A 19,156-nucleotide genomic window follows, 5' to 3' on the forward strand; every position below is an offset into this window, starting at 1 on the left:
GGCATCAGAAAGGGGCAGTGGTCGAAACAAGGCCAATCCTCACCGATGTAAAAATGCAACAGGTATCGGCGACAAAACTGGGATAAATTTTTAAAGGACTGGGACGTGAACAACGCGAAAATTTCGCTTTATCGTCGCGCGCTGTGTTCAAGCAGCGTGTTCGTCGCAGCGGCAATGATTGCCGCTCCGGCTCTTGCACAGGACGCGGCGTCTGCCGACGAAGCGGCAAGCGAAGAACTTATCATCGTCACCGGCTCGCGCATCGCATCGGCGAACGTGGGCACGGTCGCGCCTGTGCAGGTGGTGACCGAGGCGGCCATCGAGGCGACCGGTGCCGTGAACATCCAAGATGTGCTGCTCGACAATCCGGTTTTCGGTGCGCCGACGGTGTCGCGCACGAACTCGGCCTTCAACACCAGTTCGAGCGGTATGGCCACGGTTGACCTGCGCAATCTCGGCGTTGATCGTACGCTCATTCTCGTGAACGGCCGCCGCATGGTCTCCGGTATTCCGGGCAGCGCCGCCGTCGATCTGAATGCCATCCCGACGCCGATGATCGAGCGGGTCGAGGTTCTCACCAGCGGCAGTGCTTCGGCCATTTACGGCTCCGATGCTGTTGCGGGCGTGGTGAACTTCATCACGAAGCAGAACTTCGAGGGTCTGGAACTTTCCGCCCAGAGCGGAATCACCGAGGAAGGCGACAGTTTCACGCTCGATACCTCGGCGACACTCGGCAGCAACTTCGGCGATGGCCGGGGTAATTTCATGCTCCACTTCGGTTATTCGAAGCAGGGCGCGGCATGGAAGAAGAATCACCGCACCGAATGGGGTCCTTCGGACGTCGACAATATTTCGGCCGTGTTCTTCGGCGGTGATGCGTTCGACGCGGTTACGCCGTTTTTGTCGAGCTATTCGCCAACCGGCACCTACTTCACCGACAACTTCGCCTGGACATACGATGCAAGCGGTGCTTTGCGTCCGTGTACCTCGACGAATGGCGGCGTTGCGCCGCAGTCTTGCGGTGCGTTTGCCGGTCAGCCGATCGGGCCCGATGGCTTCAATCGTACCGGCTATCGCTATCTCGCGGTTCCGACCGAGCGTTACGTGATCGCGGCGAATGCGCACTACGAAATCAACGACAACATGACGGCCTTCTTCGAAGGCACGTTCACCAGCACCAATGCGAAGTCGATCATCGAGCCGTTCCCCTGGGATACGGACACGTCCGGCAAGCAGTATGCGAACGGCCAGATGCCGATCGAGACGCTGTACAACGGCACGATCTATCGCAACCCGTTCGTGCCCGACGCGATTTACAACGATGCCTCGGACACCGATGAGGACGGGCTTCGCGATATCTTCGTATCGAAGCGGCTTTTCGACTTCGGTAACCGCACTGCGGATGCGACGCGCCAGACGTTCCGTCTCGTCGGCGGCTTGCGCGGCGATATCAGCGACAGGTGGTCGTATGAGGCGTTCGCCAATTACGGGCAGACCGACATCAGGCAGTCCGGCAACGGCCAGATCAATGTCGTGAACTTCCGTCTGTCGCAGCAGATCATTCCGGACGGCAACGGCGGATACGTGTGCGCTGATCCCAATGCCGTGGCGAACGGGTGCGTGCCCGCGAACGTCTTCGGGCTCGGTTCGCTCGCGGATGCGGTGGACTATCTCGAAGCGCCGTCGCATTACATGGCCGTGCTGAAGCAGACGCAGGTCGGCGCCAACATTTCGGGACGTCTGTTCTCGATCTCCGGCGTGGACGACGTTGCCGTCACGGTCGGCGCCGAGTATCGCCGCGAAGCTTCGGCAAGCGAATGGGATGCGCTGCAAACGGCGGGTCTTAACGGCGGTAACGCGCTTCCGCCGACACGCGGCAAGTTCGACCTTTACGAGTTCTACGGCGAGACCCTGATACCGCTGGTCCAGCAGTCGTTCGTCCATGACCTCTCGGTTCGCGGTGCGGTTCGTTATTCGGACTACAGCTCCGTCGGCAAGACTTTCAGCTGGAATGCCGGTGCGGAATTCGCTCCGATTCAGGACATCCGTTTCCGCGTGATGTATGCGCAGACCGTGCGTGCGCCGAATATCGTGGAATTGTTCGAAGGTCTCAGCCAGGACTTTCCGGCGCTCAACGATCCCTGCGAAGGTATCGGGGCGACCGGCGGCGGCACCCTCGGCGACAACTGCCGCGCAGCGCCGGGCGTGCTCACGAACATTACGGCCAACGGCACGTTCACGGTATCGCAGGCCGACCGTCAGGGCGTCACCAGCTATGCCGGCGGCAACCCGAACCTTCAGGAAGAAAAGGGCAAGACGCTGACGGCAGGCGTGGTGATCAACCCGCGTTCGATCGATGCGCTGCGTAACCTGACGATCACCGCGGACTATTTCCGTGTCCGCGTCAAGGACGCCATCGTCGATACGCCGCTGCAATTCATCCTCGACCAGTGCTACCGTGAAAGCGTGTCGGACTATTGCGACTTCGTCGTTCGTCGTCCGGCCGCGCAGGGCCAGAACCTTGCCGGTTCGCTCGACGAGGTGAACACGGGACGTTCGAACAGCGGCGGTTACTACACGTCCGGTCTCGACTTCACGTTGAACTATCGCCAGAATCTGCGTGTCGGAGGCGCCGACCTGAACTGGATGTTCAATGCCGCCTATACGCACCTGCTGAAGGGTTATGTCATTCCGCTGCCGGGCAGCGCGAAGGACTCCTTCGCCGGCGAGGTTGGTGCGTCGCGTGACCGCTTCGTCATCAACACGAGCCTTGGCACGGAATCGACGAAGTTCAGCCTTACCGGTACGTATATCGGGGCGGCTTATTTCGACGACCAGTTCACCGGCGAAAAGGCCGGGAGCGCTGGCGCCAAGCCGTATCGCCTGCATCCGGAATTCTATCTGGACGCGCAGGCGCGCTTCAGCGTCACGGAGCGCGCCGAGTTTTACATCGGTGTCGACAACGTGCTGAACAACAACCCGATCTTCTTCGGCGGCACGCCCGATGCAACGGTGGGTCAGGACTCCGAGACCGGTGTCTACAATCCGCTCGGCCGCAGCTATTACGCGGGGATCAAGGTTAAACTCTAGGCTTCGGTCCTCGGGTAAAAACGTGGGGCGGTTCTTCGGAACCGCCCCTTTTTGCTACCCAACCCGAAACGCCAGCGCCCCGTCGCCTTCGTCCACTTCCACGGTCGCGCCGTCGCCGATCTCGCCGGAGAGGATCTTGTCGGCGAGCGGGTCTTGCAGGTACTTCTGCACGGCGCGTTTTAGCGGCCTTGCGCCGTAGACGGGATCGTAGCCGACGCGGCCGAGCCAGTCGCGGGCGGCGGGGGTGAGGTCGATGGCGATCTTGCGGTCGGCGAGCAGCTTCTGCACGCGCGCCACCTGAAGGTCGACGATCGGTCCCATGTGCGCCTGCGCGAGGCGGTGGAACAGGATGATCTCGTCGAGCCGGTTCAGGAACTCGGGGCGGAAGTGCCCGCGCACCACGGCCATCACCTCGTCCTCGACATCCTTCACCGTCTGGTCGTCGCGCAGCGACGACAGGTACTGCGAACCGAGGTTCGAGGTCAGGATGATGATGGTGTTGGTGAAGTCCACCGTGCGGCCCTGGCTGTCGGTCAGCCGCCCGTCGTCGAGCACTTGCAGCAGCACGTTGAACACGTCCGCGTGCGCCTTCTCCACCTCGTCGAACAGCACGACCTGATAGGGCCGCCGCCGCACCGCCTCGGTCAGCACGCCGCCCTCGTCGTAGCCGACGTAGCCCGGAGGCGCGCCGATCAGGCGCGAGACGCTGTGCTTCTCCATGAACTCGCTCATGTCGATGCGCACCATTGCGGATGCATCGTCGAACAGGAACTCGGCGAGCGCCTTCGTGAGCTCGGTCTTGCCGACGCCGGTGGGGCCGAGGAACAGGAAGCTGCCGAGCGGCCGGTTCGGATCCTGAAGCCCCGCGCGCGCGCGCCGAACGGCGGCGGAGACGGCCTTCACGGCGTCGTCCTGCCCGATCACGCGCTTGCCGATCAGAGCCTCCATGTGGAGCAGCTTCTCGCGCTCGCCCTCCAGCATCCGGTCGACCGGAATGCCTGTCCAGCGCGAGACGACGCCGGCGATGTCGTCGGCGGTCACTGTCTCGCGCAACATTGCGCCCTTCGGCGCCTGCGCCGCTTCGGCGAGCTGTTTTTCAAGGCCGGGGATAACACCATAGGAAAGCTCGCCGGCACGGGCGAGATTGCCAGAGCGTTGAGCTTGGTCCAACTCGCTGCGTGCGGCTTCTAGCCGGGCCTTGAGGTCAGTTTCGGACTGCATTTTTTCGCGCTCGGCCTGATACCGGGCCGTGAGCTCCTGCGCCTGCTCCTCCAGATTCATGAGTTCGCGCTCAAGGTTGGCCAACCTGTCCTTGGAGGCTTCATCCTTCTCCTTCTTCAGCGCCTCGCGTTCGATTTTGAGCTGGATGATGCGGCGGTCGAGGTTCTCGATCTCCTCGGGTTTCGATTCCACTTCCATGCGCAGGCGCGAGGCGGCCTCATCCATCAGGTCGATGGCCTTGTCCGGCAGGAAGCGGTCGGTGATGTAGCGGTGGGAAAGCGTCGCAGCTGCAACGAGTGCGCCATCGGCGATGCTTACACGGTGGTGAAGCTCGTACTTCTCCTTGAGGCCGCGCAGGATCGAGATCGTGTCCTCGACGGTCGGCTCGCCGACGAACACGGGCTGGAAGCGCCGCTGGAGGGCGGGATCCTTCTCCACGTGCTTGCGATACTCGTCGAGCGTGGTCGCGCCGATGCAGTGCAGCTCGCCGCGCGCCAGCGCGGGCTTCAGCAGGTTGGAGGCGTCCATCGCGCCCTCGGACTTGCCCGCGCCGATCAGCGTGTGCATCTCGTCGATGAACAGGATGATGTTGCCCTCGGCCGCCTTCACCTCGTCGAGCACGCCCTTCAGGCGTTCCTCGAACTCGCCGCGGTATTTCGCGCCCGCGATCAGCGCGCCCATGTCGAGCGCCATCACGGCGCGGTCCTTGATGCCGTCGGGCACGTCGCCGTTGGCGATGCGCAGCGCAAGGCCCTCCGCGATCGCGGTCTTGCCGACGCCCGGCTCGCCGATCAGCACGGGGTTGTTCTTGGTGCGCCGCGCCAGCACCTGAATCGTGCGGCGGATTTCCTCGTCGCGGCCGATCACCGGGTCGAGCTTGCCCTCGCGGGCGGCTTCGGTCAGGTCGCGCGCGAACTTCTTCAGCGCGTCATAACGGTCCTCGGCGCCCGCCGTGTCGGCGGTGCGGCCCTGACGCAGGGCTTCGATCGCGCTGTTCAGCCCCTGCGGCGTCACGCCCGCGGCGGCGAGCGCCTTGCCCGCGGCGGTGTCCTTGGCGAGCGTCAGCGCCAGCAGCAGCCGCTCGACGGTGACGAAGCTGTCGCCCGCCTTCTTCGCGACCTCCTCGGCCTGCGTCAGGACGCGAACGGTGTCGTTGTCCCACTGTACGCTCTGTGCACCGCCGCCGGAGACTTGCGCGTGCTTGGCGAGCGCCTGATCGACCTCGCGCACGGCCGCGCGCGCATCGCCGCTCGCCTTCTGGATAAGGCCGGCCGCCATGCCCTGATCGTCTTCCAGCAGCGCCTTCAGCAGATGCTCGGGCGCCACACGCTGGTGGTTCATGCGGATCGCGACGGTCTGCGCTGACTGCAGGAAACCCTTGGCGCGGTCGCTGAATTTCTCGATATTCATAGCGTTTACATCCCCCTGTGCGGGCAATCATGGAGTGAGCGCGATATGGTGTTGCAGTTTTGCAACGCAAGCGCCCGGCACAAGTTTTTTGCACCGGGCCTCGCACGCTTACCATGACTCCGATCAAACGGAGCGGATGCTCGTGTTCGTTGTCGCATCGCTTTTACGGAAAACCGGTTCCCACTTTTCCGAGCGATGCTTTAACGGCGCTTGCGGCCCTCCAGTTCCTCGAAGGTCTTGTTGCCGATGGGGTAGTCCCGCCAGTTGCCGTAGTCGAAGTGCCACCATTCTTCCGCGTACACGTCGAAGCCTTCGGCTTCCATCGCGCCGCGCAGCAGTTCGCGATACCAGCGCTGGCGGTCGGTGCCGCCGACGAAGTTGGAGTAGGAGCGGGGCGAGGTCTCGTCGTAGCGACCAGTCGTCTCGATCGGCTCGCCGGTGGCAAGGTCGAACATGGTGAGGTCGACGGCCGCGCCGCGGTTGTGGCGCGATCCCTCGGCGGGATTGGCGACGAACATGCGGTTCTCCGGCGCGGTCGCGTCCCAGAACATCCTGGTGACGAACCACGGGCGATAGCCGTCGTGGATCAGCAGGCCGTAGCCGCGCTTCCGCAGCGCCTGGTTGGCGCGCGCCACCGCCTCGGCGGCGGGCCGCTGCAGATAGGCGCGGGCGCTTTCATAGAGCGGAATGCCCATGAAGTTGTTGGTGCCCGCATAGCGGACGTCGAGGCGGATCGTCGGGTCGGCCTTCGCGATCGGGTAAAGGTCGCTCGGCTTCGCCGACGGCGCCTCCGCGGGGGGCGTGGCCGCAAGCGCGTCGGCGCGGAGTTTGGCTGCATTGGCGCTGACGCCCGCGCGCGTCTTCGCTTCCGCCTCCGCGCCGAAATCGCGGCGGGGGAAGCGGATGCCGCCGAGGCTCGCGGCCGTCACCTCGCCTGCCGCATCGCGCTCGAAGCTGAGCGATTCAAGCGGATAGAGGCCGCGATCCGTAGGGAAGGCGTAGCGGTCGGCAGCAATGCGCGTCAGCGGCGAATGTTCGGTCCATTCAACCCACGCGAACGGCTGTCCGTCCCGCTCGTAGATGCGGAGCACATTATGCTCCCAGCCGTAGTCGCCGATGAGCGCGGCGAGCTCGGCTTCGGGAAACGGCGGCTTGGGCATCTCGCCGCGCGTGTAGCGGACACCGCCGACCTCGATCCACGATGCGTCGTCGGCGATGGCGAGCCTGTCGAACCGGGTCTGCGCGTCCTCGACGATGAAGCCCGCGGCGGTGCGGCGGATGTCGCCGACCAGCTCCGGGGCGTCGATCACGAGGCGGCCGTTGTAGATGCGCGTGCTGACGCTCTGCCCGCCGTTCGTGAACCAGCCCGAAAGCCGCTTCGCCTCCGCGCCCGTGACGGGTTCAGCTTTTGCAAATACGGGGGGCTCTGCGCCTGCTTTCAGCGCCACCACCGTGCGCAGCGCGTAATCGGCAAGCTTGTTGGTGATCGGGTTCGAGGCATCGACCGTTGTGAATGCGACGACGCCGAGGCCCTCTTCCGGCATGACGAGCAACTGGGTGGAATGACCGTAGATCGCGCCGCCGTGCCCGACGACGCGCTTGCCGTCCATGTCGGCCACGACGAAGCCGAGGCCGAAGATGTGTGCGCTCGAATCCGGGTACTGGCGCTTCCACATCGTGTCGAGCGAGCCGGCTTTCAGCAGGCGGCCGTTCGGGATCGCGCCCTTGTTCAGCAGCGCCTGCGCGAAGCGCCCGAGGTCGCCGGCGGTCGTGAACAGGCTCCCGGCGGCGGGCATACCGAGTTCGATCGGCGGCGCGGCGACGCGCGGCCCGTCGAAGGCCGCCATCTCGCTGTAGGCGATACGCCCGGTGAACGGCGCGGCGGTGAGGCCGCTCGACGTCATGCCGAGCGGGTCCAGCACGAGGCTGTGCAGGGCTTTCTCGAAGGGAAGGCCGGTGACGCGCGCGACGACCTCGCCGACGACCGCGATCCCGGCGTTCGAATATTTGGTGACGGTGCCGGGCGCGGCGACGAGCGTCGTTCTGTTGAGGCTCAGGACGGTGTCGGCCTGTCCCTTGGGCGCGATGTCGAAATAGTTGCCGCGCGGGGATTCACGCACCAGCCCGCTGCGGTGCGTCATCAGCTGGCGCAGCGTGATCTCGCCGCCGAACGGGTTCCGGGGCCGGAAGTCCGGCAGGTAGGTACGGACCGGCGCATCGAGATCGAGCTTGCCCTGCTCGACGAGCTTCATCACCGCGACGTCGGTGAAAAGCTTGCTGACCGAACCCGCGCGATAGACCGTATCGGGTGTCGCGGCCACCTTGCCGTCCGCATCCGCCTTGCCCCATGCGCCCGACCAGCGCACGCCTTCCGGGCCGATGATCGCAACGGCGATCGAGGGGATCCGCTTCTCGCGGATTTCCCACTGCGCGGCGTCGGCGATCAGCGCGGCCGCGCGGTCGAGGGCAGGGTCCTGCGCCAGCGCGGCGCCGGGCGCCAGAAGCACGATCACCCATGCCAGCAGTCTCTTCATTGCAATCCCTCCATCCCCGCGAGCCTGTTCCGGCGGCTCAGAAATATGTCCTGACCGATCCCGTCACGACCAGCGCATCGTCGACGATATAGAGCAGCTTCCATTTGTCGAACGTCGTGCACGGATGCGAAATGCCGAGGCCGATCAGGTCGCCCGGCTGCAAGGGCGACTCCGCCGGAACGTCGAGGTAGGCGTGCTGGTCGTCGAGCCGCACGACGCGGTGCGTGTCGCCGAGCGGCAGCGTCGCCGCACCCGGTCCGGGCCGCGCCCACGCGAGCGGCGTGGGGCGGGCGACGTCCTCGCCGATGTCGCGCTTGCCGAGACCCGCGATCACCCGCGTCGGCTCGGGCCGCGAATGGACATAGGCCCACACCTCCAGCGCCGGGCGCAGGCCCTCGCCGAGGCTCGCCGCGATCGGCGAGCGGGCTTCGAGCTGGTCGACGAGCTGCCTGTAGAAATGGCTGTCGTGGACGAGGTAGCAGCCGCTGCGCAGCAGCACGAGAAACGGCCGCTCCTTCCGCGCCGCCCCGAACGTCCCGGCGACGCGGTCGAACAGCGCGGAGCCGCCCGCGGACAGCATCGGCTCGCCCGCGAAGAGGCCGGCGTCGTGGCAATGTTCGGCGAGGCGGACGATGCGTTCCAGCAGGGCATCGACCTTCGCGTCGCGTTCGGCGGCTTCGAGGCCCTGAACGATGCCCTCGAACGCCTCGATGCCGCGCAGGCACACATGCGGCGAGGCGGCGATCCGCTCGGCCGCCGCCAGCGCCTCGGCATCGTCGCGGAAGCCCGTGCGGCCGCCGGGGAGGCCGAGCTCGATCAGCACCTGAAGCCGCCTGCCGGGCAGCGTCGCCGCCAGCCCCGTTTCGAGCAGGTCGATCGCGCGCATCGAGTCGACGAGGCAGTAGAAATCGAAATCGGGATCGGCGCGCAGTTCGCCCGCGACGTAGGCGATGTTCTCGCGTCCGACGAGCTGGTTCGCCATGAAGATCCGGCCGATGCCGAAGGCGCGGTAGGCGCGCACGTGACCGGCGGTCGCGGCGGTGATCCCCCACGCGCCGTCCGCCATCTGCATGGCGAAGAGTTCGGGGCTCATGGTCGTCTTGCCGTGCGGCGCGATGTGCGTGCCGGTGCGTTCGGTGAAGCGCTGCATCCAGCGGCTGTTGTGCTGAAGCGCCGAGCGGCGCAGCACCGCCGCCGGCAGCATCAGGTCCTCGTTCAGCACCGAAAGCCCGGCCCCGGCGAGCGCCGCCGCATCGCCGCGCCACGCGGCGGGCAGGCCCTTGATCCGCCAATCGAGCTGTTCGGGCGGCAGGTTTATCGTCATTCTACGGCTCTTTCCCCCAAGGATTCTGCTGGTCAGTTGACGGTGAGGAAGTGGTCGTAGGCGACGCGGGCGATGTCCGCGATCACCTTGTCCTGCGTGGCGGTGCCCTTGGTGTCGCCCTTCACGAACACGGCGATGGCGAACTGGCGGCCGCCTGGAAGCGTGACGATGCCGACGTCGTTCGCGACCGACGACAGCGTGCCGGTCTTGTGCGCGACGACCGTGTCGGACGGCAGCAGCCCCTTCAGCCGCTTCTCGCCGGTGCGGCAGCGCTCCATGATCCCGATCAGCGTCCCGGTGCTCTTCGCGCTCATCGCCTTGCCGGAATGAATGCGGAGCAGCAGCTGCACCATGGCTTCCGGCGTGGAGGCGTCACGCGGATCGGCATTGAACGGCACGTTCGGGCCGCGGTCGCGCAGCGCCGGATCGGCCTTGTAGGCGGCCTCGACATTCTCCTTGAACGTGGGGAGGCTGGGGTTCTCGATACCCATGGCGCGGTAGATGAGGTGGGCGGTGTCGCTGTCGACCCGCTGTCCGCTGATGCCCTGCGCGCGCAGCCATGCGGTGACGGCGGCAGGGCCGCCCGCGAGCTGGACGAGCACGTCGGTCGAGGTGTTGTCGCTCTGGGTGAGCATGAACTCGAGGAGGTTGTAGACGGAAAGCGCGATGCCGGGGTGCGGGGTCTGGATCGCCATGCCGTAGGAGCCGACCAGCAGCTTGGGATCGACCGTCACCATCTGCTCGAGCGTCAGTTCGCCCTTGTCGATCCGCTCGAAGATCTTGCCGGCGACGGCGATCTTGAACGTGCTCGCCATCGGGAAGGTGGTGCCGGCGTTCAGCGTCGCCATCGCCTTGCCGTCCCCCGCCTGCACGGCGACGCCGACCGTGCCGTCGGTCTGCTCGGCGAAGAGCTTGAAGGCGTCCGAAAGGCGGCTTTCGGCGGTCGCCGCGGCGGGCGCGGCCAGAACCGGCGCTGCCACCGGGGCGGACGCCAGCAGGACGGCGGAGAAGAAGGCCACGAGGGAAGCGCGTCGCATGGGCAGTCCTTTCAGCGTTTACCGGTGGAGCCGAGATCGGCCGCGCCGCTATGACGTCGGTGATTTTCCAGTTTGTCAATTTTTGAAAAACCTGATGTAGCTGATCTCGTTTCGCCGCCATGACAGCCGGGCGCCGCTCTGCTAATTTGCGCCCTCAGGAGAGGAACAGAATGTCTACTGCACACCGCAGCGTCGCGCGCCCGACACCGGCGGCTTCGCCGGCGGACATTGATCCGGGCGAGGTCCTGCGCGGCATCCGCACCGAGCGCGGCCTGACGCTGGCGGAGGTCAGCAAGCGGACGGGTATGCCGATTTCGACATTGTCCAAGGTGGAAACGGGCAAGATCTCGCTCAGCTATGAAAAGCTGATACGCCTCAGCCGCGGACTCGACATCGACATCACGCGCCTGTTCGCGGCGCCGAAGGCGGCGTCCGGCCCCGGCCGGTCTCTTGCCACGGGGCGCCGGACGATCACCCGCGCCGGCGAAGGCCCCCGGATACGCACCGCAACTTACGATTATGTCTATCCCTCCGCGGACCTTCTCAACAAATCGCTCAATCCGATGATCATCGACGTCCGCGCGCGCTCGCTTGCCGAGTTCGGCGACATGATGCGGCATCCGGGCGAGGAGTATGCGCTGGTTCTGGAAGGCCAGTGCGAATTTCATTGCGATCTCTACGCTCCCACTCTGATGTCCACGGGGGACTCGGTCTATTTCGACGGCAGCATGGGCCATGCCTATGTCGCGGTCGGCGAAGCCCCCTGCCGCATCCTCTCCATCTGTTCGGCCACCGATGCCGATCTGAAATCGGCGCTCCATCCCCTCCCCAAAGACCCGGCCTGACGATATTGCGGGCGGCCCAGCTGGGACTCCGGACCGCCCGCGGCGTTCAGAACCGGGAACGAACGCCAAGATCGTGGACGCGGCCGACCTGCCGTAGCGGCTGCGCGCCGCTGCGCATCCGCCTGTCGCTGGAAAAGGGGCGTGAATTTATCCCTCGGAGCTAAAATTGCACTTTCTGAAATGATTCGCAATTTATGAAATTTTCTGGATGGCGCGCATGTTTGAATTGACAAATTTCTGTTTGGGACCATTTTGTCCTTATCAGGAGATTTGATGGTGTGCCCATCATCCCCGCGCGTCGATGTTCGCGGGGATGGGCAATGACAAGGGCTCGCATGGTGCAAAGGATGGGGGAGACCATGAGAGTCCGGAAACGTAGCGGGGCTCCCGATCATTTCGTTGAGGCCGTTTCTTCATTCCTTGCCGCGCCGGGCGCGCGGCGGAGCCGTTCATGAACGCGATTTCCAATGTTTCTCCGGATGCGGCCGCGCGTCTGCCGTATCCCTATCTCCTGTTCCTCGGCGACACCACCGAGCCGGGCTTCGCGAAGACGGCCTTCGGCGTCCGCGACTGGGCGGGTGACAAGTGCGTCGGAGAGTTCGCTGTCGGGGCCACCGTCACGACCGGGCTTCCCGTCATGACCCCGGCGGAGGCCCGGGCCGCGGGGGCGCGCGCCGTGCTGATCGGGGTGGCGAACCGCGGCGGCATCATCGGGCCTACGTGGATCGCGCCGCTGCTTGAGGCGCTGGAGGCGGGTCTCGACATCGTCAGCGGGATGCACGTGCGGCTCGGCGAGGTTCCGGAGCTTGCCGCGGCGGCGCAGAAGCATGGCCGCTGCCTGATCGACGTCCGCGTGCCGCCTGCGGGTCTTCCGGTGGGGACGGGGCGCAAGCGGACGGGCAAGCGCCTGCTGACGGTGGGGACGGACTGCGCGCTCGGCAAGAAGTACACGGCGCTGTCGCTGGCGGCGGCGTTCGCGGAGCGGGGCCTCGACGTCGATTTCCGTGCGACGGGCCAGACCGGGATCATGATCGCGGGCGGGGGCATTCCGATGGACGCGGTGGTGTCGGACTTCGAGGCGGGTGCGGCCGAGGTGCTGAGCCCGGACGCGGCGGCGGACCACTGGGACGTGATCGAGGGACAGGGCTCGCTGTTCCACCCGGCCTATGCGGCGGTGTCGCTGGGTCTTCTGCACGGCAGCCAGCCGGACGTGATCGTGGTGTGCCACCAGCCGGGGCGGGCGGAGGTCCTCGGCGCGCCGGGCTATGCGGTGCCGTCGATCGAAGAGACGATCGCGCTGAACCTGCGGCTCGGTGGCCGCACCAACCCGGCGATCCGGTGCGCGGGCGTGTCGCTCAACACGGCGGGTCTCGACGCGGACGCCGCCGAGCGGCTGTTCGCCGAGGAAAGCGCGCGCCTCGGTCTTCCCGTCGCCGACCCCATCCGCCGGGGCGCTGCGTTCGCGGCGCTGGTCGACAACTGCCTGAAATAAGCGCCCGGAAACAAGCACACGGGCGCGCAACAGAATGAACGAGGGAGAAAAGGGATGAGCTTCACAGCGTTCGGAACCCGCGCCGCGCTTCTTGCCGGGGCGGTCCTGCTGACGTCCGGCGCGGCATCGGCGCAGGCGGCGGCGGACTACGACATCGTGATCCGGGGCGGCCGCGTTCTCGACGGTGCGGGCAACCCGTGGGTGAACGCCGACGTCGCCATCAAGGACGGCCGGGTCGCGGCGGTCGGCACGGTCAAGGCGCGCGGCAAGCGCGAGATCGACGCACGCGGCCGCTACGTCGCGCCCGGCTTCATCGACATGATGGACCAGTCGGGGCGCGTGCTCCCGGTGAACGGCGCGGCGGAAAACAAGTTGCGGCAGGGCGTCACCACGGTGATCTCGGGCGAGGGCGGCACGCCCGTCGATGCGGCGGAGATCCCGGCGTATTTCTCGAAACTCGAAACACAGGGCATCGGGGTCAACTTCGGCACCTATTATTCCAGCTCGCAGGCGCGGGTGAAGGTGATGGGCGATGCGGCGGGCGCACCGACGAAGGCCCAGATGGACGCCATGAAGACGGAGGTCGCCGCCGCGATGAAAGCGGGCGTGTTCGGCGTGACCAGCGCGCTCATCTATCCGCCGAGCAGCTTCCAGACCACCGCCGACCTCATCGAGCTCGCCAAGGTCGCGGGCCAGTGCAACGGCTTCTACGCCACCCACATGCGCGACGAGAGCGCGAAGCTCGTTCCAGCCATCGAGGAAGCCATCGAGATCGGCGAGAAGGGCGGCGTGAAGGTGGAGATCTACCACCTGAAGAACGCTTACGCGCCGGCGTGGGGCACGGGCATGGCCAAGGCGGTCGCGGCCGTCGAGGCGGCGCGGGCGCGCGGCGTCGATGTCGCGGCGGACCTCTATCCCTATCCGGCGGGCGGCACCGGCGTCGAGATCACCGTGCCCAACTGGGTGTGGGCGGACGGGGTCGAGAAGGGCCTCGAACGGCTGAAGGACCCGGAAATCCGCAAGAAACTCAAGGAACAGGTCAAGGCGGGTTCGATGGAGGACTGGTCGAACCTCGTGGAAGCCTCGGGCGGCTGGGAGCGCGTCGTCCTCGCCAATGCGCACAGCGACAGGTACGCGCAGTTCCACGGCAAGAACTTCGTCGAGATCGGCAAGGCGCTCGGGCTCGATCCGGCCGACGCGGCGTGGGACATCGTGCTGAACGCGTACCCGAAGCGCTCGATGGCGCTCTATTTCATGATCGACGAGAAGGACATCGAGACGGCGCTCCGCCAGCCGTGGACGAGCATCGGCAGCGACGCGGGCGCGGCACTGAAGCCGGGCGAGATCGACGACCTCGGCCTGCCGCACCCGCGCTCCTACGGCACGTTTCCGCGCGTGATCGCGGAGTACGTGAAGCGCCGCCCGGTGCTGACGCTGGAGGACGCGGTCCGCAAGATGACCGGCTGGCCGGCGCAGCGCATGGGGCTCAGCGACCGCGGCCTCGTGCGGCAGGGGATGCGCGCGGACGTCGTCATCTTCGACTACGAGACGCTCGACGACGTGGCAAGCTGGACCAACCCGGTCGACTATCCGAAGGGCATCGAGACCGTCATCGTCAACGGCCGCGTCGCGCTCGACAAGGGCAAGCTGGAGGACGTGCGCGCGGGTGCCGTGCTCCGGCACAGCTGCAGCTAGTCGCATCTTGCGGCGCGGGCGTCGGCGCGCGAGAGTGGGCGCATGACCACGACCACGATCGACCCCGCGCAGGCCCGGCTTTTCGACAGCATCGCCCATGAATGGTGGGATGCAAGCGGGTCGTCCGCGCCGCTCCACAAGGTGAACCCGGTGCGCCTCGCGTTCATCCGCGAGCAGGCGCTGGCGCACTTCGGGCGGGATTCGCGGGACCGCGCGTGGCTCGCCGGGCTCGACGTCCTCGACATCGGCTGCGGCGGCGGCATCCTCGCCGAGCCGCTCGCCCGGCTCGGCGGACGCGTGACGGCGATCGACGCGGCGGCGGAGGCGATCGCGGTCGCCAAGGCGCACGCTGCGGAGGCGGGGCTCGAGATCGACTATCGCCAGTTTCCGGTCGAGACCCTCGTGGAAGAGGGGCGGCGCTTCGATCTCGTCACCTGCATGGAGGTGGTCGAGCACGTCGCGGACGTGCCGGTTTTCCTGCGGGGAATCGCGCGCTTGCTGAAGCCGGGCGGCCTGCTCGTCTTCTCGACGCCGAACCGCACGGCGCTGTCCTACGGCACGCTCATCGTCGGCGCCGAATGGGTGCTGCGCTTCATCCCGCGCGGCACGCACGACTGGAACAGGTTCCTGACGCCCGAGGAACTCACCGCGGCGCTGGCCTCGGCGGGGCTCCGCGTCACCGAAACGCGCGGCATCGGCTTCCGGCCGTCGCGCGGCTTCGAACTCTCGGACGACCGCCGCATCAACTACATCGGCGCCGCCGTTCACGCCTGACCGGCGTGCCGGAAGGTCACGAAGCTCGTGTAAACGGCCGAAAAATTTCCATGTGACTTTTCGATGGAAAGGCCGCGCAGAGGGGCTGCCGGTCGGGGCCGGGCGGCCTTGCCGAATAGGGATATGTGTGCGGTAACGCGCGGAGTCCCGGCCGTTCCGTGCCCGGATGCCAGCCGAAGTTGATGAAGTTGAGACATGCTCGCGCATGCTGGCGCACATGCGTGCGGCCGTATGCGTGCGCGATCACCGATGCGATCGGTCTTGCGCTTCGGGGCTGCTCCCGATTCTCGCATGGGCGGAATCCACGAGGCGAACATGTGTCGCGGTTCGCGGCAAGCCTTTCATGCGAAACCCTATTTGGGAAGGGCCGGGATGACGGACGTTCTTACGCGGAACAACGGTCCTTCATCCCAAGCCGCCGCGTGTTACAGGAACCGCGCCACCACGTCGCGGTAGCTGCGGCTGACCTTGACCTCGGCGCCGGAGCCGAGCTTCAGGAAGCACTCGCCGTTGGTGTGCGGCTTCACCTGCTTCACCTGATCGAGGTTGACGATGGTGGAGCGGTGCACGCGCTTGAAGATGCGCGGGTCGAGGCGCTTTTCGAGGTCCTTCATCGTCTCGCGCAGGATCAGCGTGTTGTCGCCGGTGTAGATGCACATGTAGTCGCCGGCGGCGTCGATGCGCTCGATGCTCTCCACGTCGACGCGGAAGATCTGGCCGCGGTCCTTGATGTTGATCATCCGCTCGAAGCGCGAGGATGCGGGCGCTTCCGCCGAAGGCTTGATGTCGGCGGCGGCGTTCGGGGCGACCTCCTCCAGAAGCTCGCGCAGCCGGTCCTTCTCGGCGCCCGCGTTCTTTTCGGCGAGCCGCTGCCGCACGCGCTCCATCGTCGCGGCGAGGCGCACCTCGTCCACGGGCTTCATCAGGTAGTCGACCGCGTGGGCGTCGAAGGCCTTGAGCGCGAACTCGTTGTAGGCGGTGACGAACACCACCAGCGGCGGCTCGATGTCGGCGAGCCCGCTGACGACGGAAAACCCGTCGAAACCGGGCATCTGGATGTCGAGGAACACGACATCGGGCTTGTGCGTCTTGATCGCGCGGATCGCCTCGCGTCCGTTGGCGCAGCGTTCGATGATCTCGACGTCATCGAAGGCTTCCAGCCGCATCTCAAGACCCTTGATGGCCAAAGGCTCATCATCGACCAATATGGTCCGGATCGTCATCAGGCGTTCTCCTTGAGCCGAACATTGGCCGGCTCGAACGGGATTTCAATGTTGGCGACGACCCCCTGCGGAACGTTGCTTATCATTTCGAACCGCTGGTCGTCGCCATAAGTCTGAAACAGTCTATCGCGAATATTGTTCAATCCGACCCCCGCGGACGGGACGAGCGCCGATCTTTCGGCGGTGAGGCCGGGGCCGTCGTCGCTGATCGAGATCAGCAGCCGGTCCCCCGAGACATGCGCGGCGACGACGATTTCGGCGCCTTCCTCCTGCGGCGTGACCGCGTACTTGATGGCGTTCTCGACGAGCGGCTGGAGAAGGAGCGAGGGCAGGCGGCCCTGCAGCGCGGCCTCCTCGATGTCGAAGCGCGTGCGCAGCCGGTCCTCGAAGCGCATCCTTTCGATCTCGAAATAGAGCTTCAGCGCCTCGATCTCCTGCGCGAGGCTCACGGTTTCCGTGGGGTCGCTGACGAGGCTGTAGCGCAGGAACGAGGACAGGCGGGAGAGCATGGTGTTGGCGCGCTCGGTCTCCTTCAGCAGCACGAGCGTCGAGATGCTGTTCAGCGTGTTGAACAGGAAGTGCGGATTGAGCTGGTAGCGCAGCATGGCGAGCTGCGCCGCGCTCGCCTGGCCCGAGAGGATCAGCACCCGCTCGGACTGCTCATCGAGCAGCAGGTAGTAGTTGATGCCGTAGTAGAGCCCCGTCCACGCCGCGAGCACCGAGAGATCGAGCAGGATCGCGCCGAAGAACTGTATGCCCTCGGGCTGGAAGTTGGGGTTGTAGAAGCGCGCGTGCGCCCACACCTCGATCACCGAGAAGACCGCGGCGGCGAGCGCGACGATGATGAGTGTGAGGCTCCATACGAACACCGCGCGCATCCGGATGATGCGCCGGTAGGCGGCGGACATGAGGAGCGTGAGCGAAAAGCCCGTCGCCGTCGCGATCAGGGTCGGCACCACGAAGGCGATGCCCATGGAATTGGCGAGGCCGCCGAGCGCGCGGAGCACGAGATAGGCCGACCAGCCGCCGATCTGGAGGATCCAGAAGGCGTGATTCTTGTCGGCGAAAAAGCCCTGTTTCGGAAGCGGACCGAGTTTCATCGCGCGAAGACTGCAACAATCGCCCGCAAAACGCGAGCGCGGAACTCAGGCCCCAAACCTCAATCCTCGGGCGCGATCGTGACCTTGAGGCCGTCGAGCGCGTCGCTCATCTCGATCTGGCAGGACAGCCGCGAACTGACCTGCTTGTGATCGGACGAATCGAGAAGGTCGTTCTCGTCCTCGCCGGGGCCGCCCACGCTGTCCGTCCACGCCTCGTCGACGAACACGTGGCAGGTCGCGCAGGAGCAGCAGCCGCCGCACAGCGCCAGAAGCTCGTCGAAGCCGTTGTCGCGAATGGCTTCCATCACGGAAAGGCCGTTTTCGGCTTCCACGGTCTTTTCCGACCCGTCACGCGACACGACAATCAGTTTCGGCATCTCTTCCCCGTTCCCTCGACCTTTGATTTCGGGGAGCCTAATAACGGCAAGACGGGCGTTGTCAAAAGGCATGAGCAGCGGATGGGTTTGAGTGCGGAGCGCCTTCGCGAAGGCATGGATGCGATCGCGGCGCTGGACGAGCATGTCGCGGCGGCGCTCGGACGGGCCGGCTATCCGGAGCCGCGCATCCGCGCGCAGGGCTATGAAACGCTGCTGCGGACGATCGTCGGCCAGCAGGTGAGCGTCGGCGCCGCGAACAGCATCTGGGGCAAGCTCGAAGCCGCGATCGGCGACATCGCCGATCCGCGGGCGCTGCTGGCGCGGTCCTTCGAGGACCTGCGCGGGGCGGGCCTCTCCCGGCAGAAAATCGGCTATGCGCAAAGCCTTGCGGAGCTTTCCGCCTCCGGCGCGATCGACTTCGCGAACCTGCCCGCCGACGACGAGGAGGCGATCGCGCTGCTGAGTGCGGTGAAGGGCATCGGGCGCTGGTCGGCGGAAATCTACCTGCTGTTCGCCGAGGAGCGGCCCGACATCTGGCCGGCGGGCGACCTCGCGGTGCAGGCCGAACTGGGCCGCATCAAGGGGCTGCCGAAACGGCCGACCGAGCGGGAGGCCCGGGAGATCGCCGAGCTGTGGCGGCCCCATAGGGGGGCGGCGGCGATCTTCATGTGGCATCACTACAAGACGTCGGTGCTGTAGCGGTGCCGGGCGTCACCGTCGCGGCCTATGCGGGCGCCGCGCTCGCCGAAATCGCGGGGTGCTTCGCGTTCTGGGCATGGCTGCGCCTCGGCAAGTCGCCGCTCTGGCTGGTGCCGGGCATCGTGTCGCTGTGCCTGTTCGCGTGGCTGCTGACGCTCGCGGAGACCGATCAGGCGGGGCGGGCCTACGCGGCCTACGGCGGCATCTACATCCTCTCGGCGCTCGGCTGGCTGTGGGCCGCCGAGGGCGTGCGGCCGGACCGGTGGGACGTGATCGGCGTAGGCGTCTGTCTCGTGGGAGCGGCGATCATCCTGTGGGGGCCGCGCACGGCCTGA

General features: G+C 66.2%; 14 protein-coding genes. 7 read left to right on the top strand and 7 right to left on the bottom strand.

Annotation, left to right across the window (positions count from 1 at the left end):
* The first annotated feature begins 105 nt into the window (after positions 1-105).
* Positions 106-3,090 carry a TonB-dependent receptor plug domain-containing protein gene (locus PE061_RS12900; RefSeq protein WP_271255683.1) on the top strand — a complete coding sequence of 995 codons (2,985 nt, stop codon included), beginning with the start codon at positions 106-108 and terminating at the stop codon, positions 3,088-3,090.
* 54 nt (positions 3,091-3,144) lie between these two features.
* On the opposite strand, the gene clpB is transcribed toward PE061_RS12900, so the two are convergent.
* From clpB to bla, 4 genes are all read right to left on the bottom strand, one after another.
* The gene (gene clpB, locus PE061_RS12905) at positions 3,145-5,721 is read right to left on the bottom strand and encodes an ATP-dependent chaperone ClpB (RefSeq protein ID WP_271255684.1); all 2,577 of its coding nucleotides are present in this window, start codon (positions 5,719-5,721) and stop codon (positions 3,145-3,147) included.
* A 200-nt stretch (positions 5,722-5,921) separates the two neighbouring features.
* On the bottom strand, positions 5,922-8,255 hold the full coding sequence (locus PE061_RS12910; protein WP_271255685.1) for a serine hydrolase: 2,334 nt from the start codon (positions 8,253-8,255) through the stop codon (positions 5,922-5,924).
* A 37-nt stretch (positions 8,256-8,292) separates the two neighbouring features.
* Positions 8,293-9,579, bottom strand: a complete 1,287-nt coding sequence (locus PE061_RS12915) for an amino acid deaminase (RefSeq protein WP_271255686.1) — start codon at positions 9,577-9,579, stop codon at positions 8,293-8,295.
* A 32-nt stretch (positions 9,580-9,611) separates the two neighbouring features.
* Positions 9,612-10,616, bottom strand: coding sequence for a class A beta-lactamase (gene bla / locus PE061_RS12920; protein ID WP_271255687.1), 1,005 nt, complete (start codon positions 10,614-10,616; stop codon positions 9,612-9,614).
* A 170-nt stretch (positions 10,617-10,786) separates the two neighbouring features.
* Here bla and PE061_RS12925 point away from each other — a divergent pair, with 170 nt between their 5' ends.
* The 4 genes from PE061_RS12925 to ubiG all read left to right on the top strand — a co-directional run bounded on the left by PE061_RS12925 (position 10,787) and on the right by ubiG (position 15,422).
* A complete protein-coding gene (locus tag PE061_RS12925; RefSeq protein WP_271255688.1) occupies positions 10,787-11,461 on the top strand; it encodes a helix-turn-helix domain-containing protein in 675 nt (224 codons plus the stop codon).
* 451 nt (positions 11,462-11,912) lie between these two features.
* Entirely contained in the window at positions 11,913-12,953 is a 1,041-nt protein-coding gene (locus PE061_RS12930) for a DUF1611 domain-containing protein (RefSeq protein WP_271255689.1), read from the top strand.
* Between the two features lie 54 nt (positions 12,954-13,007).
* Positions 13,008-14,648: an N-acyl-D-amino-acid deacylase family protein gene (locus PE061_RS12935; RefSeq protein WP_271255690.1), complete on the top strand. Its 1,641-nt coding sequence runs from the start codon at positions 13,008-13,010 to the stop codon at positions 14,646-14,648.
* A 42-nt stretch (positions 14,649-14,690) separates the two neighbouring features.
* Positions 14,691-15,422, top strand: a complete 732-nt coding sequence (ubiG, locus tag PE061_RS12940; protein ID WP_271255691.1) for a bifunctional 2-polyprenyl-6-hydroxyphenol methylase/3-demethylubiquinol 3-O-methyltransferase UbiG — start codon at positions 14,691-14,693, stop codon at positions 15,420-15,422.
* A 425-nt stretch (positions 15,423-15,847) separates the two neighbouring features.
* Here the strand turns inward: ubiG and PE061_RS12945 are convergent, their stop codons facing one another.
* The 3 genes from PE061_RS12945 to PE061_RS12955 are packed head-to-tail and all read right to left on the bottom strand — an operon-like array spanning position 15,848 to position 18,122.
* Complete coding sequence (locus tag PE061_RS12945) at positions 15,848-16,645, bottom strand: LytR/AlgR family response regulator transcription factor (RefSeq protein WP_271255692.1); 798 nt, start codon at positions 16,643-16,645, stop codon at positions 15,848-15,850.
* Entirely contained in the window at positions 16,645-17,745 is a 1,101-nt protein-coding gene (locus PE061_RS12950) for a sensor histidine kinase (RefSeq protein ID WP_271255693.1), read from the bottom strand. Before PE061_RS12950 ends, PE061_RS12945 begins: the two co-directional genes overlap by 1 nt.
* Before the next feature lie 59 nt (positions 17,746-17,804).
* Positions 17,805-18,122, bottom strand: a complete 318-nt coding sequence (locus PE061_RS12955; RefSeq protein ID WP_271255694.1) for a 2Fe-2S iron-sulfur cluster-binding protein — start codon at positions 18,120-18,122, stop codon at positions 17,805-17,807.
* An 81-nt stretch (positions 18,123-18,203) separates the two neighbouring features.
* On the opposite strand from PE061_RS12955, the gene PE061_RS12960 reads away from it, so the two are divergent.
* Complete coding sequence (locus PE061_RS12960; protein ID WP_271255695.1) at positions 18,204-18,821, top strand: DNA-3-methyladenine glycosylase family protein; 618 nt, start codon at positions 18,204-18,206, stop codon at positions 18,819-18,821.
* Between the two features lie 2 nt (positions 18,822-18,823).
* On the top strand, positions 18,824-19,156 hold the full coding sequence (locus PE061_RS12965; protein ID WP_271259197.1) for a YnfA family protein: 333 nt from the start codon (positions 18,824-18,826) through the stop codon (positions 19,154-19,156).

It is taken from the genome of Sphingosinicella microcystinivorans (assembly GCF_027941835.1).
Taxonomy (GTDB): Bacteria; Pseudomonadota; Alphaproteobacteria; order Sphingomonadales; family Sphingomonadaceae; genus Sphingosinicella.

Excerpts from the sequence above, each read along its gene's own strand:
- clpB (WP_271255684.1), bottom strand. The coding sequence starts at position 5,721 with ATGAATATCGAGAAATTCAGCGACCGCGCCAAGGGTTTCCTGCAGTCA.
- PE061_RS12910 (WP_271255685.1), bottom strand. The coding sequence starts at position 8,255 with ATGAAGAGACTGCTGGCATGGGTGATCGTGCTTCTGGCGCCCGGCGCC.
- PE061_RS12915 (WP_271255686.1), bottom strand. The coding sequence starts at position 9,579 with ATGACGATAAACCTGCCGCCCGAACAGCTCGATTGGCGGATCAAGGGC.
- bla (WP_271255687.1), bottom strand. The coding sequence starts at position 10,616 with ATGCGACGCGCTTCCCTCGTGGCCTTCTTCTCCGCCGTCCTGCTGGCG.
- PE061_RS12925 (WP_271255688.1), top strand. The coding sequence starts at position 10,787 with ATGTCTACTGCACACCGCAGCGTCGCGCGCCCGACACCGGCGGCTTCG.
- PE061_RS12930 (WP_271255689.1), top strand. The coding sequence starts at position 11,913 with ATGAACGCGATTTCCAATGTTTCTCCGGATGCGGCCGCGCGTCTGCCG.
- PE061_RS12935 (WP_271255690.1), top strand. The coding sequence starts at position 13,008 with ATGAGCTTCACAGCGTTCGGAACCCGCGCCGCGCTTCTTGCCGGGGCG.
- ubiG (WP_271255691.1), top strand. The coding sequence starts at position 14,691 with ATGACCACGACCACGATCGACCCCGCGCAGGCCCGGCTTTTCGACAGC.
- PE061_RS12945 (WP_271255692.1), bottom strand. The coding sequence starts at position 16,645 with ATGACGATCCGGACCATATTGGTCGATGATGAGCCTTTGGCCATCAAG.
- PE061_RS12950 (WP_271255693.1), bottom strand. The coding sequence starts at position 17,745 with ATGAAACTCGGTCCGCTTCCGAAACAGGGCTTTTTCGCCGACAAGAAT.
- PE061_RS12955 (WP_271255694.1), bottom strand. The coding sequence starts at position 18,122 with ATGCCGAAACTGATTGTCGTGTCGCGTGACGGGTCGGAAAAGACCGTG.
- PE061_RS12960 (WP_271255695.1), top strand. The coding sequence starts at position 18,204 with ATGGGTTTGAGTGCGGAGCGCCTTCGCGAAGGCATGGATGCGATCGCG.